The sequence below is a fragment of the Bacillus cereus group sp. BfR-BA-01330 genome, assembly GCF_022663885.1.
Lineage (GTDB): Bacteria > Bacillota > Bacilli > Bacillales > Bacillaceae_G > Bacillus_A > Bacillus_A cereus.
In genome coordinates, this window is sequence record NZ_JAKUGK010000001.1 from 596,417 (window position 1) to 612,338 (window position 15,922).

The following is a 15,922-nucleotide window of genomic DNA, read 5'->3' on the forward strand; positions in this document are numbered from 1 at the left end:
ATGCGCTATGAAATTGTGTGAAAACGTTACGGAATTAATAGGAGATACACCTGTCGTCCGATTATCTAAATTTATTCCGGAAGACGCAGCAGATGTGTATGTGAAACTAGAAATGTTTAATCCATCGCGCAGTGTGAAAGACCGTGCTGCTTATAATTTACTTCACGTTGCAGAAGAAAATGGTCTCATCAAACCAGGAGATACAATTATTGAACCGACAAGCGGGAATACAGGGATTGGTTTAGCGATGAATGCAGCAGCTAAAGGGTATAAAGCGATTTTAATTATGCCAGATAATATGTCAAAAGAGCGTATTAATTTATTGAAAGCATACGGAGCAGAAGTAGTTTTAACACCAGCAGAACAAAGAATGCCAGGAGCAATTGTGAAGGCGTTAGAACTGCAAAAACAAATACCTAATAGTTTTATCCCGCAACAATTTGAAAATCCAGCTAATCCGAATATTCACCGTTATACGACTGCACTTGAAATTTATGAACAAATGGATGGAGAGCTTGATGCTTTTGTTGCAACGGCAGGAACAGGCGGAACGATTACAGGGACTGGTGAAACGTTAAAAGAGAAATTGCCAAACTTATATATTGCAGTAGTGGAACCGAAAGGATCTCCCGTTTTATCCGGTGGTGTACCAGGTCCTCATAAACTAGTAGGAACAAGCCCAGGATTTATTCCGAAAAACTTAAATACAGAAGTGTATAACGAAATTATTCAAATTGCAGATGAAGAGGCTTTAACGACAATGAGAAACTTAGCTAGACAAGAAGGATTATTAGTTGGGCCATCTTCTGGAGCATCTGTTTACGCTGCAATCATGATAGCGAAACGCCTAGGCGTTGGTAAAAAAGTTTTATGTATTGCGCCTGATACAGGTGAACGTTATTTAAGCATGGGGTTATTTGAATAAAAAGGATAGAAACACCTTAATAGTGAGTAGCTGCTATTAAGGTGTTTGTTTTATGGAATGAAGAGGGGGAGAAGAACAATGAAACTATTAAAACCAATCCATGAATATAGTGAGCATATTACGGCGTATAGACAAGCGTTTTTACACTCAGGGGAACAACCACATGGAAGTAGTTCTTTACAAAACTTTGATTCTCTTGATGAATGGTTTGAAAAAGTGAGTAAACAAGAACTAGGAGAAAATTTACTAGCTAATCGAGTGCCGTCTAGTCAGTTTTTAAGTTTTGAAAAAGGGGAACTTATAGGTTTTGTGAATATTAGACATAGATTAAATCCAGAATTATTACGGGAAAGCGGTCATATTGGATATAGTGTCCATCCGAATAAACGTCGCCACGGTTACGCTACGAAACAACTACAACTTGCATTAGCTGAAGCGCAAAAATTAGGATTGCAGAAAGTATTAATAACTTGCGATAAATCCAATATCGGTTCTGCTAAAACGATTCAAAAGGTTGGAGGTGTGTTAGAAAATGAAGTAGTTTCTTCTCGTACTGGTGAAGTTATTCAGCGCTATTGGATACAAATATGATTAAGTAGGAATTTGAAAAGGTAATGCAAGCTGTAATATCGAAATAGATAAATGAAATATAGGGGATTACTGCAATTTTAGGGGGAAATGAAATGGGATTAAAAGAGAAAGCGATAGAGATGTCAGAGATTTATAGGAAAAATCCGAAAGTAGAAGCTATTATTTTAGCGGGTTCAGTAGCTAGAAAGCTTGAAGATGAACATTCAGATATAGAATTACATATTTTATGGTCAACACCGCCAGAAGATGAGGATCGTAGGGCCCCTATTCATCATATTGATGGGACAATATTATCGTATCATCCGTATGAGGAAGAAGAATGGTCGGAAACGTATTTAACGAAAGAGGGAATTAAATTAGAGATTAGTAACTTTTTAACAGAGACAGTAGAGAAAGTGATTTCGGATGTGGTGGATCAATATGATATAAGTTATGAAAAACAATGTATTGTATCATCCATTCATGATGGTGTTAGTTTGTATGGAGAAGGGAAAGTGAATGAATTAAAAGAAAAAGTAGCGGCATATTCAGATGAACTAGCAAAACGGATGATTTCAGAAAATCTATGGTTAAGTAATCGTTGGCACAATCGAAAGGCGCTTTTAAAACGGAAAGATTGGCTTATGCTTTATGACGTTATTTGCGAAGTACAAAGGAACATATTCGGTGTTTTATTTGGTTTGAATAAAATGTACGTACATCATCCAGCGTTTAAATGGATGCCTAATAATGTGGAACGAATGACTATTAAACCTGAAAAATTATATGAACGTATGGCGGACACATTAATAGGGAATCCAGAAAAAAGTGTGCAGGAGTTAGAGTTGCTAATAGAAGAAGTGTTGCAACAAGTTCATACATACGCGCCAGGAGTAAATGTGGATGAGCAAGAAAAATCTATTTTTTATTTTGTGAAATAGAAAATAGTAATAAGGGGGAAGTTATGGGGTTTTTTAATAGGTTTTTTAAAAAAGTTGAAAAAGTAAATGAGCAAGAAGCTACTCTTCATGAATTAAGTGAAGAATTGTATGTTGAATCACCGGTAGAGGAAGCGACTAGTTACTGGGTATCAATGGCACAAAATATAATTGTTAATGCTGTAAAAGCGGCTGACAATGATGTGGAACGTGCCTTCGTGTTATTGAATTTGAAGAAAGGTGAGGCTTCATTTGATATTTTTTATCAAATAAATGGGCAATTGTATTTCTGGGATCAGCTAGAAAATGAGACGATAAGAAATAGAATTCAGAACGAGTTGTTACCGCAAGCTCCAGAAGTTTCAAATGCAGTAAATGAGCAATTTCGTGGAGCTGATCACCCTATAATTTCGTTCGCACAATTGCAGTTTGAATGGGAAACGAAAGCCTGGTTCTCACATATAATTTGGGAAGATAGCCTTGCTGCTCAATTGCCCAAAAATCAAATTCTAAATGAATGGTTTCGTGTAATTAAAGAAGAAACGAAAAATAGACCACTGGATAGTGATGCGAAATTTTCTTGGTATCCATCAAACTCTTAAAAAATGAATACAGAGAGACAGGTTATGTTTCTAGATGATTTGTATTATTGAATAAGTATCAATAATACGTAATTCTTTTTCTATTGCCTGTTAGAATTCGTTATGTACTAAGCTACTTGTTTTCTAAACTAAAACTTATATTTCGAATTTTTAAATAGATTGTAATACATAAAAATTCGAAATATAAGTTGACACTATTTTTAATGTGTGATAAAAATGATAGTAATCAATTCGGAAAATAATATTTGGGCAATGAAAGGGTATAGTAGTGAATATCTCCCTATTTCAGAGAGCTGATGGTTGGTGTGAATCAGTATATAGATTATTCATGAAGTTCGTCCTGGAGCATCTTTCATAAATCTCATATTTTGAGGAAATGAAAGACGGTAGTTTATACCGTTATCAAATAAAGTGGTGAAGATTTTTTCACAACTAGGGTGGTACCGCGATATTTATCGTCCCTACGTATTTACGTAGGGACGTTTTTTATTTAGGTCCTAACTTTGGTGTGGCTTCATAACTAGGGTGGTACCGCGATATTTTATCGTCCCTACGTTTTTGCGTAGGGGCGTTTTTATTTAGGTGGTTTCTTAGTGTTCTTCACAACTAGGGTGGTACCGCGATAATTTTGTCGTCCCTACGTATTTACGTAGGGGCGTTTTTTTATTATTAGAGAGGAAGTGAACGTATTAGAAAAGAGTATTGATAGAACAATATAAATACCGAATTGTAACAAAGAAAAAGAGATAGAGAGGAGATTAACAAATGAATTCACAGCAATGGACATCGAAATTAGGTTTCGTATTAGCTGCAGCAGGTTCGGCAATTGGTCTTGGGGCGATTTGGAAATTCCCATATATGGCCGGCATTGGAGGAGGCGGAGCGTTCTTCCTAATTTTCATCGGTTTCACATTATTAATTGGTTTACCGCTATTATTAGCTGAATTTGTTATTGGAAGAAGTACACAAAAAGAGGCTGTCGATGCATATAGAGAGATTGCTCCTAAAACGTTATGGCCTTGGTTAGGTAAATTAGGAATTGTAACATGTTTCATATTACTTTCTTTCTACAGTGTTGTAGGAGGCTGGATTTTATTATATTTATGGAATGCAATTACAGGTAGACTATGGGAAGGAAATGGAGCATACGAAGCTACGTTTGGTGAAATCATTTCCAATCCATATTTAGCAGTTGGATCACAGCTATTATTCATCCTTATTACTATTTTCATCGTAAGTAAAGGTGTACAAAATGGTGTTGAAAAAGTAAATAAATATTTCATGCCAGCACTATTCGTTTTATTCTTTGTATTAATCGTTCGTGCACTTACGTTAGATGGTGCTGGAGAAGGCGTTCGTTTCTTCTTACAACCTGATTTCTCACATGTAACATCAGAAGTCATTTTATACGCAATGGGGCAATCGTTCTTCTCATTATCTGTTGGGGTAGCCGTTATGGTAACGTATAGCTCATACTTACCGAAAGAAGAAAGCTTACCACGTTCAGCATTTTCTATCGTAGCCTTAACTCTTGTTATTACATTACTTGCAGGACTTGCAATTTTCCCAGTTGTGTTCGCATTTGGGATGGAACCATCTCAAGGACCAGGACTATTATTTATCGTATTGCCAGCTATTTTCAGTAAAATGGCATTCGGAAAATTATTCTTCATCGTTTTCTTATTACTATTCTTCTTCGCTACGATTACATCAGCAATTTCGATGTTAGAAATTAGTGTTGCATCGTTAACATCAAAAGGTAAAGGGAAACGTGAAAAAATGGCCTTAATCGTAGGGTTATTAATCTTCGTTGTTGGGGTACCATCAGCATTATCATTCGGTATATTAAGTGATCTGAAGATTTTCGGGAAGACAGTCTTTGATTTAGCGGACTATGCAGTAAGTAACGTATTAATGCCACTTGGTGTATTATTAGTTTCTATCTTTGTTCCTTTAAAAATGAAGAAAGATGTATTAATGAAAGAGCTAGGTGTAAGTAAAAATAAAGGTTATAAACTATTCGTATTATGGTTATTCTTACTTCGTTATATCGCACCAATTGCGATTATTATCGTATTCTTAAATGTACTTGGCATTATATAAAAAGAAAGGTAGCGTATCATACAAAGATACGCTACCTTTTTATTTTGCTCTTTTTTGCAATTCATTTACTGTTACGAACTGATAGCCCTTCTTAGATAAAGAATCTAAAATACCTTCAATCGTTTGTAAATTTTCATTAGACTCATCATACATAGAGTGCAGTAAAATGATAGAACCTGGTTTTACATTTTTATTAACGTATTTAATTTTATCAGCCGCAGATTTATAAAAAGTATCGGGCTCAAGATCCCATGTGATTGTTTCGATATTGTTTTTATTTAAATAATATGGCAGCCCTATTAACTTCTTACCGTTAGGGGGCCTAAAATCAATTTCGTCTGTAAATCCTGTTTGGCGGATTAATGAATTCGTTTTTTCTATTTCATCTTTAATAAAAGAAGGTGTTTTGAAAACCATTCTATTATGAGAATATGTATGGTTTCCAAGTTGGTGCCCAGATTGCGCGATAGCTTCTCCTAACGATAAATTTTGCTCTAATTCATTTCCAATTAAAAAGAAAGTAGCTTTAGCGTTGTATTTATCTAGTAGCGGTAATATTTGTTTTACATTGTTAGTAGGGCCATCATCAAAAGTTAAAGCAATCACTTTTTCATTTGTTTCTACGCGTTGTGTTAAATCTCCAAATAATTGAAAGCTTCTTGCGTTCATCAATTTGTATGTTCCGAATAATGCCGTGATAATAAAGAATAGTGTAACGATTGTAATGATAATTTTTTTCTTCATAATGTAACCTCACAATGATTTTTAATTCAGTTAAAAAGTATTATATCAAACTAAGTAATTTCGTGCTTTAAGAAGGGTGTGGATGCAAGGAGAAGGAATTTATCATATAATAAAATGCAAAAGGTATATTAGGAGGTGTTTATATGGCGATTATAATTCAATTGCCAGACACTGCAACGTCTCATGCAAAGCCAAGTATGGAAATGGCGATACTTTGCGTGAGGTAGACAAGTAATATACAATCGCCTATATGAGCTCGTATCATTTTTTATATTTGGCTTTGCACCTTATTGAAATGAACCATAAAAAATAAGGGGCGAGCAGAAATGAAATACGTAAAAGCTAATGCTGTTTTACCAGAGAGTTTAATTACTGAAATTCAAAAGTATATACAAGGTGAAACAATTTACATTCCGAAACAAGAAACGAAACATTATAAATGGGGTACACGATCTGGCGGAAGAAAACAACTAGATGAAAGAAATAAAGCAATTAAAGAAGCGTTTAAAAGTGGGATTGCTATTCATCAACTTGCAGAAGAATATTTTCTTTCTGGGGAAACGATTAAAAAGATTGTGTATTCTAAATAAGAGGAAAAGAGTCTGATTCATATATTACTTTGAATCAGACTCTTTTTGTTTTATGTGTATTGGATATATGAGGCGTGAACGGGCATGATAATAGAAAAAATGTGCCGTTTTTTTATTAAATGGTATACAGAGCACTTGAAAAGTAGAAAGGTGAACATATATGAATCATATTGGACAAATAACGATAGAGCTTTTAGTTGGTTTTTTTGTTCTATTAATTGCTACAAAAATATTAGGGAAAACACAAATATCTCAGCTAACGCCATTTGATTTTATTTCTGCAATCGTCCTAGGTGAGCTCGTTGGAAATTCAATATATGATCCTAAAATTAAAGTATGGTCTATTTTATATTCAGTATTTGTTTGGGTAATTTTAATTTATACTATAGAAGTGATAACACAAAAAGTAAGAGGAACAAGAAGGTTTTTTGAAGGGTATCCTTCAATTATTATTCGTAACGGAAAGATTGATCGTGAACAATTAAGCGTAAATCATTTGGATATAAACCAATTACAACAAATGCTTAGGCAACAAAAAGATATATTTTCAATCCGAGAAGTTGAATATATGATATTGGAACCGAACGGAAACATAAGCGTTCTGAAAAAAAGTAAATACGAATCGCCTACTATAAATGATTTAAGTTTAAAACATAAGCCTGTATACTTACCAATTTCATTAATTAGTGATGGAAAAGTAGTTAAGGATAATTTGAGGGAAGCGGGATTTGATGAAGGATGGCTTTATAAACAAATAAAGCAAAAAGGAATTACTAAATTTGAAGACGTATTATATGCGGAATGGAAAACAGATGATGGCTTCTTTTGTCAGGAAATGCAGCGGTAGAGAATAAGTGATATATGTAATGTTTGTTTCTAAGTTATCTTTTACATATCAAAAAATGTAATCATTGTATACAATAAAACTAGATCAACAATTTGTATGGAGTGATAAAGATGGAAGCGTTTATTAGAAGTGATCAATATAATTTTATAAAATCACAAGCTTATATTTTAGCAAACGGGCATGCAACGGCAAATGATAGAGGTGTAATTCAAGCGTTAAAATCGCTTGCGATTGAAAAGATAATACATGTATTTGAGAATTTAACGGATGAACAGAAAGAGTTAATTGATACGGTATTAACAGTTCAAAATAGAGAAGATGCAGAATCATTTTTAATGAAAATAAATCCGTATGTAATTCCGTTTCAAGAAGTTACAGCACAAACATTAAAAAAATTATTTCCTAAAGCGAAAAAGTTAAAACTTCCTGATATGGAAGAAATGGATATGAAAGAAATATCTTATTTAAGCTGGATTGATAAGGGGTCAAGCAGGAAATTTATTATAGCGAAAAATGATAAAAATAAATTTGTTGGTCTGCAAGGAACGTTCCAAAGTTTAAATAAAAAAAGCATTTGTTCGTTATGTCATGGACATGAAGAAGTAGGAATGTTTTTAGTTGAAATTAAAGGCGATGTACCAGGAACTTTCGTTAAAAAGGGAAACTACATTTGCAAAGATGGTGTAGCTTGCAATCAGAATATGAAGTCACTTGATAAATTACATGATTTTATTGAGCGATTGAAGAAATAACGAGAAAACCTCTAGTATTTAAACTGGAGGTTTTTATTTTTTGAAGAAGTAAAATAAGCTTTCTTTGTAAATGTAGATTTATAATGAAATTTGATAAAAATATCTATTATGATACAGTTGCTTATATGCAAGGAGGTAAAACATGGATTACCTTTTATCGAAAGAAAAAGTGAAGCGATGGCCCAAAGATATGATAGCGGCGGGGCGTTTTCATACAGTTGGCCTGAAATCGGATGGCACGGTAGTAGCGGTGGGCCGGAATAAAGAAGGGGAATGTAATGTAAGTGGCTGGCGAGATATTGAAGCAGTCGCAGTGGGCAATGTTCATATGGCAACGAACACGGGTAATGCTCATACAATCGGTCTTACATGTGACAGTACTGCGGTAGCACTGGGTTGGAATAAGCATGAACAATGTGATGTAAACGATTGGCATAATATTGTAGCGGTTGCGGCAGGGTGGCGTCGTACTATTGGCCTGAAATCGGATGGCACGGTAGTAGCGGTGGGCCGAAATAAAGAAGGAGAATGCAATGTAAGCAGTTGGCAAGGTATTGTGGCAGTCACAGCGGGTGACTGGCATACAGTCGGTCTTAAATTGGACGGCACATTGACGACTGTGGGGAATAATCGATATGGTCAATGCAATGTAAGTAGCTGGCGAGGTATTGTAGCGGTCAGGGCTGGGTATCTTCATACTGTTGGTCTTAAACGAGACGGTACGGTGACAGCAGTGGGGAATGATAAACATAACCAGTGTGATGTAAGTGGCTGGCGAGATATTGTAGCAATAGCGGCTGGTACGAATCATACAATCGGACTTAAATCAAACGGTACCGTGGTGGCAGTGGGTTGGAATGAGTATGGTCAATGTAACGTAAGTGATTGGAGAGATATTGTAGCGATAGCGGCTGGTTGTGCACATACAGTCGGACTAAAATCAGACGGCACGGTGATCGCGGTAGGTAATAATGAATTTGGCCAATGCGATGTAGTTAGCTGGCGCGACATTCGGTTACCTGGCAAATAGTCAATTTACAATAAATCATTAGTAATATTATTCTATTTTAGGAGTAATTATGGAATAGGATATGTAGAAAATAATTAAACTTAAATCTGCTGAATAAGAATCTCTTTTGAAAAGGGATTCTTATTATTTTTCATAAAATGAGGGTGTAAATGGAATTTTTGAACAAATTTTATTTCAAAATTACAGTAGAAGATATAAATTAAAAAGTATAGAGGAGATAAAGGAATGCTTAAAAGGTTTTTACTTTCTTTACCGGATGTTTTACTTATATGTATCGTTCTCTACATAATGTACACAAATTCTTTTAGTTTTGGACAGATGCTAGTAATTTCCATTGCAATCGGAATTATTGGTGGTCTTGCTATTAGAATTTGTAAGGATGTATTCACGTATATAAGATGGACAATTAAACAAAGAAAAAATTGAATATGTTTAATAGTTATTAGGAGGGAATGAAATGACTAAGAAAAAGAATAGAGTGAAAAACGAGATAGTACTTTGGTCACTAACAGCAATTGTTCTGTTAATTGTATGGTACTTTTATCAAAAATAAAAACGCAACGTACTAAAAAAGCACGATGCGTTTTTATTATTTTTTTTGCCAATTTTCTTTTATAAAGTCTTCACGCCCAGATTCTTTTTGCTCAGTAGCATATTTCTCTGGATTCTTTTTATAGAAATGTTGGTGGTATTCCTCTGCTTCGTAAAAAGGTGCAGTAGGACGAATTTCAGTCACGATTGGATCTTTAAACATACCGCTTTCTGCAAGAGCTTGTTTTGATTTTTCAGCAAGCCCTTTTTGTGTTTCGTTATGATAAAAAATAGCGGTACGATAAGATGGACCACGGTCAAAAAATTGTCCGCCATCATCAGTTGGATCGATTTGTGGCCAATATAAGTCTAGTAATTTCTGATAAGGAAAAATAGAAGGATCGAATGTAATTTGAACAACTTCTAAATGTCCAGATGTTCCAGCTTTTACTTGTTCATATGTTGGGTTTTCTACATGACCTCCTGCATAGCCAGAAAGTACTTTATGAATACCAGGAAGTTCATCAAATGGTTTTACCATGCACCAAAAGCAACCGCCTGCGAAGGTTGCGAGTTCGTATGTTTTTTCGGACATTGCTGTAATCCTCCTAAATGTATATGTTTTATATAGTATTATATAAATTGTTTTATTGCGCAATAAAAAAGATTTGAAAATATATGTTTTTTACAAACAAGATCCTCCGCTCACATCAATTAATTGTCCAGTAACCCAGCGGCTGTCTGGAGAAGCAAGGAATGCAGCAGTATCGGCAATGTCTTCTACTTCACCTAAGCGATTGAAAGCGGAAATAGTAGTAGCGTACTGCTTCATCATCGGGTCGCTCAAGAGTTCTGCATTCATATCTGTTTTAATAAATCCTGGAAGTATTGCATTCACCGTTATTCCTCGTGCTCCAAGCTGTTTTGCTAGCGTAAAAGTCATTGTATTAATAGCGCCTTTCGTCATACTATATGCAACAAAATCAGGTAAAGAAATGCGGGTGGCAGCGGATGAAATATTAATAATTCGGCTATTGTCACGTAAACGTGGTAGTGCTAGTTGAATGATAAAGAATGGAGCTTTTGCATTTACTGAAACCATTCTATCAAAAAACTGTTCAGTCGTTTCTTCAATAAAAGCACCAGGACCAATGCCAGCATTGTTTATTAAAATATCAAATTGTGTTTCACCAGTGCGCTTTTGTAATTCAGTATCTAAAGCGTTATAAAGGTTTTCTACACCGTGTAAGGATTCTAGATTTGCGCCGATAGAAAAAGCTTGGCCACCATCTGATCGAATTTCATGAACAGTTTCTTCAGCGTCATCTTTTCGACTACCGTAATGAACAGCAACCAATGCACCGTCATTTGCTAAACGTTTAGCGATCGCTCGTCCAATTCCTCGGCTTGCTCCTGTAACTAACGCTACTTTCCCTTTTAACATAGTTTCCTCATCTCCTCATAAACTTTATAAGCTTTTCTTTATGTAGTAATGCAAACATACTTAAGTAATATATGAGTGTATGTAAGTAATGCATTCCAATTTTGATTTGAGAAAAAATAAATAGAATGAATTTTGATTTTTTTGAAAAAACATATTGACAATGAAAAGAACAACGTCCTATAATACGTGTAACAAATAAAAGTTAATTAAGAATTTTCTAACTTTATATGTTGTATATGCAAAGAAGAGGAAAGTAGATGATTATGATCGTTTCAGAGAGCTACTCCAAGGCTGTGAGGGTAGTAACAATCGAATCATTGAAGATCACCTCGGAGCATCGCTTGCGAAAGGGAAACTGAGTAGAGGGCGGCGGCATCGTCTCCGGTAAAAGGACGGAGGTCTGATTGGACCTACAAAGCTTATATTTCGTGAGAAGTATAAGGAAGCTGAGTGGTAACGCGAAACTCTCGCCTCAGCAATCAAAGCTACTAAATTGTAGTAGTTGATTGCTGAGGCGAGAGTTTTTATTTTTAAAAATAGAAGAAGAGAATGCGTAGAAGAGGAGAGTAAATGATAAAGATTGTTTCAGAGAGCTGCCCCGAGGCTGTGAGGGTGGTAACAATTCACTCATTGAAAATCACCTTGGAGCACTACTTTTGAAAACTAGTAAAAAGTAGCGGGGTTGTTCCCGATAGAAAAACAAAAGTCTAATTGGACTTGCAGAGCTTATATTTCGTGAGAAGTATAAGGAAGCTGAGTGGTACCACGATTCCCTCGTCTCAGCAATGGATTGCTACAAGTATGTAAGTAATCGATTGTTGAGACGAGTATATTTTTAAGGTTTATATACTGAATATTCTGTTAAAAATACTCATCTCAGCAATCGATGTAGAAATAGATTGCAAAAAATAGAGAAAAAAAGAGGAGCGATGTGAGATGGGAAACCAGTACATTTACATGAATGGGGAATTTGTAGAAAAAGAAAAGGCAGTTGTTTCAGTATATGATCACGGTTTTTTATACGGAGACGGTGTATTTGAAGGGATTCGTAGTTACGGAGGAAATGTATTTTGTTTAAAAGAACATGTGAAACGATTGTATGAATCAGCGAAATCTATTTTACTAACAATTCCAATGACGGTAGAAGAAATGGAAGAAGCAGTTTTACATACACTCCAAAAAAACGAATATACTGATGCTTACATTCGCTTAATTGTCTCAAGAGGAAAAGGTGACTTAGGGCTCGATCCGAGAAGTTGTGTGAAGCCGAGCGTAATTATCATTGCAGAACAATTAAAGTTATTCCCACAAGAATTTTATGATAATGGGCTAAGCGTTGTATCTGTTGCATCAAGACGTAATACGCCAGATGCGTTAGATCCACGTATTAAGTCAATGAATTATTTAAATAACGTACTTGTAAAAATTGAAGCAGCACAAGCAGGAGTGTTAGAGGCTCTTATGTTAAATCAACAAGGATATGTTTGTGAAGGTTCTGGCGATAATGTTTTCGTTGTGAAAGATGGAAAAGTGCTAACCCCGCCATCCTATTTAGGAGCATTAGAAGGTATTACGAGAAATAGTGTTATCGAGCTATGTGAACGACTGAATATTCCGTGTGAGGAAAGACCATTCACTCGCCATGATGTATATGTAGCGGATGAAGTATTTTTAACAGGAACAGCAGCGGAGTTAATTCCAGTTGTAAAAGTTGATTCGAGAGAAATTGGAGATGGGAAACCAGGAAGTGTAACGAAACAATTGACCGAAGAATTTAAAAAATTAACGAGAGAAAGAGGAGTACGTGTTCCTGGGCTGACGGAAAGCTTAGCATAAATAAGGAGAGGAGTTAATGGAAATGAAGCAGCAGTATACAGCGTATGAGAAGTTACAGTATGAAGAAATGACAGGCGCTGGGCACGTGATTCAATGTTTGAAGAAATTGGGTGTAACGACCGTTTTCGGCTATCCAGGCGGAGCGATTTTACCAGTATACGATGCGTTATACGAAAGTGGTTTGAAACATGTTTTAACTCGTCATGAGCAAGCTGCCATTCATGCGGCTGAAGGATATGCGAGAGCTTCTGGAAAGGTCGGGGTAGTCTTTGCTACCTCTGGCCCAGGGGCGACAAATTTAGTTACGGGTTTAGCAGACGCTTATATGGATTCGATTCCTTTAGTTGTCATTACCGGGCAAGTTGCAACGCCTTTAATTGGTAAAGATGGATTTCAAGAAGCGGATGTTGTCGGAATTACAGTACCTGTTACGAAGCATAATTACCAGGTTCGTGATGTGAATCATGTATCACGAATTGTGCAAGAAGCTTTTTACATCGCCAAAAGCGGGCGCCCGGGACCAGTATTAATTGATATTCCAAAAGATGTTCAAAATGCAAAAGTCACCAGTTTCTTTAATGAAGAAGTTGATATTCCGGGGTACAAACCAGAACTTGTACCAGACAGCATGAAACTTAGAGAGGTGGCTAAAGCAATTTCAAAATCTAAGCGTCCACTTCTTTATATTGGAGGAGGTGTCATTCATTCAGGTGGATCCGATGAACTCTTCGAATTCGCAAGGGAGAACCGTATTCCAGTCGTTTCAACTTTAATGGGACTTGGTGCATATCCACCGGATGATCCATTGTTTCTAGGGATGCTTGGTATGCATGGGACATACGCTGCTAATATGGCGGTAACAGAATGTGATTTACTACTTGCATTAGGTGTTCGCTTCGATGATCGTGTAACAGGAAAATTAGAACTTTTTTCTCCAAACTCGAAAAAAGTACATATTGATATTGATTCTTCTGAGTTTCATAAAAATGTAACTGTAGAACATCCGATTGTTGGTGATGTAAAAAAAGCGTTACACATGCTGTTACATATGTCTATTTATACACAAACAGACGAATGGCTTCAGAAAGTAAAGACATGGAAAGAAGAATATCCACTTTCTTATAAGCAAAAAGAATCTGAGTTAAAACCACAGCATGTGATCAACTTAGTAAGTGAATTAACGAATGGTGAAGCGATTGTCACAACAGAAGTAGGTCAGCATCAAATGTGGGCTGCTCACTTCTATAAAGCAAGAAAACCTCGGACGTTCCTTACCTCTGGAGGATTAGGAACGATGGGGTTTGGTTTTCCAGCAGCAATTGGTGCTAAGCTAGCTAAAAAAGAAGAACTTGTCATTTGTATTGCAGGTGACGCTTCTTTTCAAATGAACATTCAAGAACTACAAACAATTGCTGAAAATAACATCCCTGTAAAAGTATTTATCATAAATAACAAATTTTTAGGGATGGTAAGGCAATGGCAAGAAATGTTTTATGAAAATCGTTTATCAGAATCAAAAATTGGATCACCAGATTTTGTGAAAGTAGCAGAAGCTTATGGAGTAAAGGGATTAAGAGCAACAAATTCAACCGAGGCAAAACAAGTGATGTTAGAAGCATTTGCTTATGAAGGTCCTGTCGTAGTTGATTTTTGTGTAGAAGAAGGTGAAAACGTATTTCCGATGGTTCCGCCAAACAAAGGGAATAACGAAATGATTATGAAGAGGTGGGAAGAATGAGTCATACTTTTTCACTCGTTATTCATAACGAGCCAAGCGTCTTATTACGTATAAGTGGGATTTTTGCTCGGCGTGGTTATTATATTTCTTCTTTACATTTAAAAGAAAGAGATACTAGTGGTGTTTCTGAAATGAAACTCACAGCAGTTTGTACTGAAAATGAAGCGACATTACTTGTTAGTCAGTTGAAAAAATTAATTGATGTTCTGCAAGTAAATAAATTATAAGGAGTGTATGGAATATGAAAACATATTATGAAAAAGATGCAAATGTAGAGTTATTACAAGGAAAAACTGTTGCAGTAGTTGGTTATGGATCACAAGGTCATGCGCAAGCACAAAATTTACGTGATTCTGGTGTAGAGGTTGTAGTTGGTGTTCGTCCTGGTAAGTCGTATGAAGTAGCGAAAGCGGATGGATTTGAAGTAATGTCTGTTTCAGAAGCGGTTCGAACCGCACAAGTTGTACAAATGTTATTGCCAGATGAACAGCAAGCTCATGTGTATAAAGCAGAGGTAGAAGAGAATCTTCGTGAAGGACAAATGTTACTTTTCTCACATGGATTTAACATTCACTTCGGACAAATTAATCCGCCAAGTTACGTAGATGTAGCGATGGTCGCGCCAAAAAGTCCAGGTCATCTCGTTCGCCGTGTATTTCAAGAAGGAAATGGTGTTCCAGCATTAGTCGCAGTGCATCAAGATGCGACGGGAACAGCGCTACATGTAGCACTAGCGTATGCAAAAGGTGTAGGGTGTACACGTGCGGGGGTAATTGAAACGACATTCCAAGAAGAAACCGAAACGGATTTATTCGGTGAGCAAGCTGTACTTTGCGGCGGGGTAACTGCACTTGTGAAGGCCGGGTTCGAAACGTTAACGGAAGGTGGATATCGTCCTGAAATTGCATATTTTGAATGTTTGCATGAATTAAAGCTAATTGTTGACTTAATGTACGAAGGTGGATTGACGACTATGCGCCATTCTATTTCAGATACGGCAGAGTTTGGAGATTATGTAACAGGATCGAGAATTGTTACAGATGAAACGAAGAAGGAAATGAAGCGTGTTCTGACAGAAATTCAGCAAGGTGAATTTGCGAAGAAATGGATTTTAGAAAATCAAGCAGGGCGTCCGACGTATAACGCAATGAAAAAAGCAGAACAAAATCATCAATTAGAAAAAGTGGGAGCAGAGCTTCGTGAAATGATGAGCTGGATTCATGCACCGAAAGAATTAGTAAAGAAATAGAGTAAGAGAGTATAAATGAAAAA

17 protein-coding genes and 2 other annotated features are annotated in these 15,922 nt (G+C 36.1%); of the genes, 14 read left to right on the top strand and 3 right to left on the bottom strand.

What is annotated here, in order from left to right; all coding sequences use genetic code 11:
- The first annotated feature begins 7 nt into the window (after window positions 1-7).
- The 5 genes from cysK (at window position 8) to MR112_RS03120 (ending at window position 5,138) form a co-directional block, all read left to right on the top strand.
- Window positions 8-925 (top strand): cysteine synthase A, encoded by a 918-nt coding sequence (gene cysK, locus MR112_RS03100; RefSeq protein ID WP_000762283.1) that lies wholly within the window; start codon window positions 8-10, stop codon window positions 923-925.
- A gap of 78 nt (window positions 926-1,003) precedes the next feature.
- Window positions 1,004-1,516 (top strand): GNAT family N-acetyltransferase, encoded by a 513-nt coding sequence (locus tag MR112_RS03105; protein ID WP_000771271.1) that lies wholly within the window; start codon window positions 1,004-1,006, stop codon window positions 1,514-1,516.
- 92 nt (window positions 1,517-1,608) lie between these two features.
- Complete coding sequence (locus MR112_RS03110) at window positions 1,609-2,436, top strand: DUF4037 domain-containing protein (RefSeq protein ID WP_000523174.1); 828 nt, start codon at window positions 1,609-1,611, stop codon at window positions 2,434-2,436.
- Window positions 2,437-2,459: 23 nt separating this feature from the next.
- The gene (locus MR112_RS03115; RefSeq protein WP_000505543.1) at window positions 2,460-3,035 is read left to right on the top strand and encodes a hypothetical protein; all 576 of its coding nucleotides are present in this window, start codon (window positions 2,460-2,462) and stop codon (window positions 3,033-3,035) included.
- A gap of 243 nt (window positions 3,036-3,278) precedes the next feature.
- Window positions 3,279-3,501, top strand: a binding site (T-box leader).
- 299 nt (window positions 3,502-3,800) lie between these two features.
- Window positions 3,801-5,138 (top strand): sodium-dependent transporter, encoded by a 1,338-nt coding sequence (locus MR112_RS03120; protein ID WP_001088187.1) that lies wholly within the window; start codon window positions 3,801-3,803, stop codon window positions 5,136-5,138.
- Between the two features lie 39 nt (window positions 5,139-5,177).
- Here the strand turns inward: MR112_RS03120 and MR112_RS03125 are convergent, their stop codons facing one another.
- Window positions 5,178-5,882 (bottom strand): polysaccharide deacetylase family protein, encoded by a 705-nt coding sequence (locus MR112_RS03125; protein ID WP_000726858.1) that lies wholly within the window; start codon window positions 5,880-5,882, stop codon window positions 5,178-5,180.
- A 326-nt stretch (window positions 5,883-6,208) separates the two neighbouring features.
- Here MR112_RS03125 and MR112_RS03130 point away from each other — a divergent pair, with 326 nt between their 5' ends.
- The 5 genes from MR112_RS03130 (at window position 6,209) to MR112_RS03150 (ending at window position 9,527) form a co-directional block, all read left to right on the top strand.
- The gene (locus MR112_RS03130; protein ID WP_000878325.1) at window positions 6,209-6,472 is read left to right on the top strand and encodes a CD3324 family protein; all 264 of its coding nucleotides are present in this window, start codon (window positions 6,209-6,211) and stop codon (window positions 6,470-6,472) included.
- Window positions 6,473-6,632: 160 nt separating this feature from the next.
- Window positions 6,633-7,319 (top strand): DUF421 domain-containing protein, encoded by a 687-nt coding sequence (locus tag MR112_RS03135; protein ID WP_001015543.1) that lies wholly within the window; start codon window positions 6,633-6,635, stop codon window positions 7,317-7,319.
- Between the two features lie 110 nt (window positions 7,320-7,429).
- Window positions 7,430-8,071 carry a FusB/FusC family EF-G-binding protein gene (locus tag MR112_RS03140; protein ID WP_000387072.1) on the top strand — a complete coding sequence of 214 codons (642 nt, stop codon included), beginning with the start codon at window positions 7,430-7,432 and terminating at the stop codon, window positions 8,069-8,071.
- Window positions 8,072-8,213: 142 nt separating this feature from the next.
- Window positions 8,214-9,101, top strand: coding sequence for an RCC1 domain-containing protein (locus tag MR112_RS03145; protein WP_074047767.1), 888 nt, complete (start codon window positions 8,214-8,216; stop codon window positions 9,099-9,101).
- 225 nt (window positions 9,102-9,326) lie between these two features.
- Window positions 9,327-9,527: a hypothetical protein gene (locus MR112_RS03150; RefSeq protein WP_000919314.1), complete on the top strand. Its 201-nt coding sequence runs from the start codon at window positions 9,327-9,329 to the stop codon at window positions 9,525-9,527.
- A 163-nt stretch (window positions 9,528-9,690) separates the two neighbouring features.
- Here the strand turns inward: MR112_RS03150 and msrA are convergent, their stop codons facing one another.
- Window positions 9,691-10,227, bottom strand: coding sequence for a peptide-methionine (S)-S-oxide reductase MsrA (msrA, locus tag MR112_RS03155; RefSeq protein WP_017657927.1), 537 nt, complete (start codon window positions 10,225-10,227; stop codon window positions 9,691-9,693).
- Between the two features lie 90 nt (window positions 10,228-10,317).
- Window positions 10,318-11,076: an SDR family oxidoreductase gene (locus MR112_RS03160; RefSeq protein WP_000911822.1), complete on the bottom strand. Its 759-nt coding sequence runs from the start codon at window positions 11,074-11,076 to the stop codon at window positions 10,318-10,320.
- A 545-nt stretch (window positions 11,077-11,621) separates the two neighbouring features.
- Window positions 11,622-11,861, top strand: a binding site (T-box leader).
- A 151-nt stretch (window positions 11,862-12,012) separates the two neighbouring features.
- On the opposite strand from MR112_RS03160, the gene ilvE reads away from it, so the two are divergent.
- Genes ilvE through ilvC form a run of 4 tightly spaced genes read left to right on the top strand, consistent with a single transcriptional unit; the run spans window position 12,013 to window position 15,899 of the window.
- Window positions 12,013-12,912, top strand: coding sequence for a branched-chain-amino-acid transaminase (gene ilvE / locus MR112_RS03165; protein ID WP_016122282.1), 900 nt, complete (start codon window positions 12,013-12,015; stop codon window positions 12,910-12,912).
- A gap of 22 nt (window positions 12,913-12,934) precedes the next feature.
- Complete coding sequence (gene ilvB, locus MR112_RS03170) at window positions 12,935-14,650, top strand: acetolactate synthase large subunit (protein WP_242244775.1); 1,716 nt, start codon at window positions 12,935-12,937, stop codon at window positions 14,648-14,650.
- A complete protein-coding gene (locus MR112_RS03175) occupies window positions 14,647-14,877 on the top strand; it encodes an ACT domain-containing protein (RefSeq protein WP_000019909.1) in 231 nt (76 codons plus the stop codon). The genes ilvB and MR112_RS03175 overlap by 4 nt, the downstream gene beginning before the upstream one ends.
- Window positions 14,878-14,891: 14 nt before the next feature.
- Entirely contained in the window at window positions 14,892-15,899 is a 1,008-nt protein-coding gene (gene ilvC / locus MR112_RS03180; protein WP_000861143.1) for a ketol-acid reductoisomerase, read from the top strand.
- Window positions 15,900-15,922 lie beyond the last annotated feature (23 nt).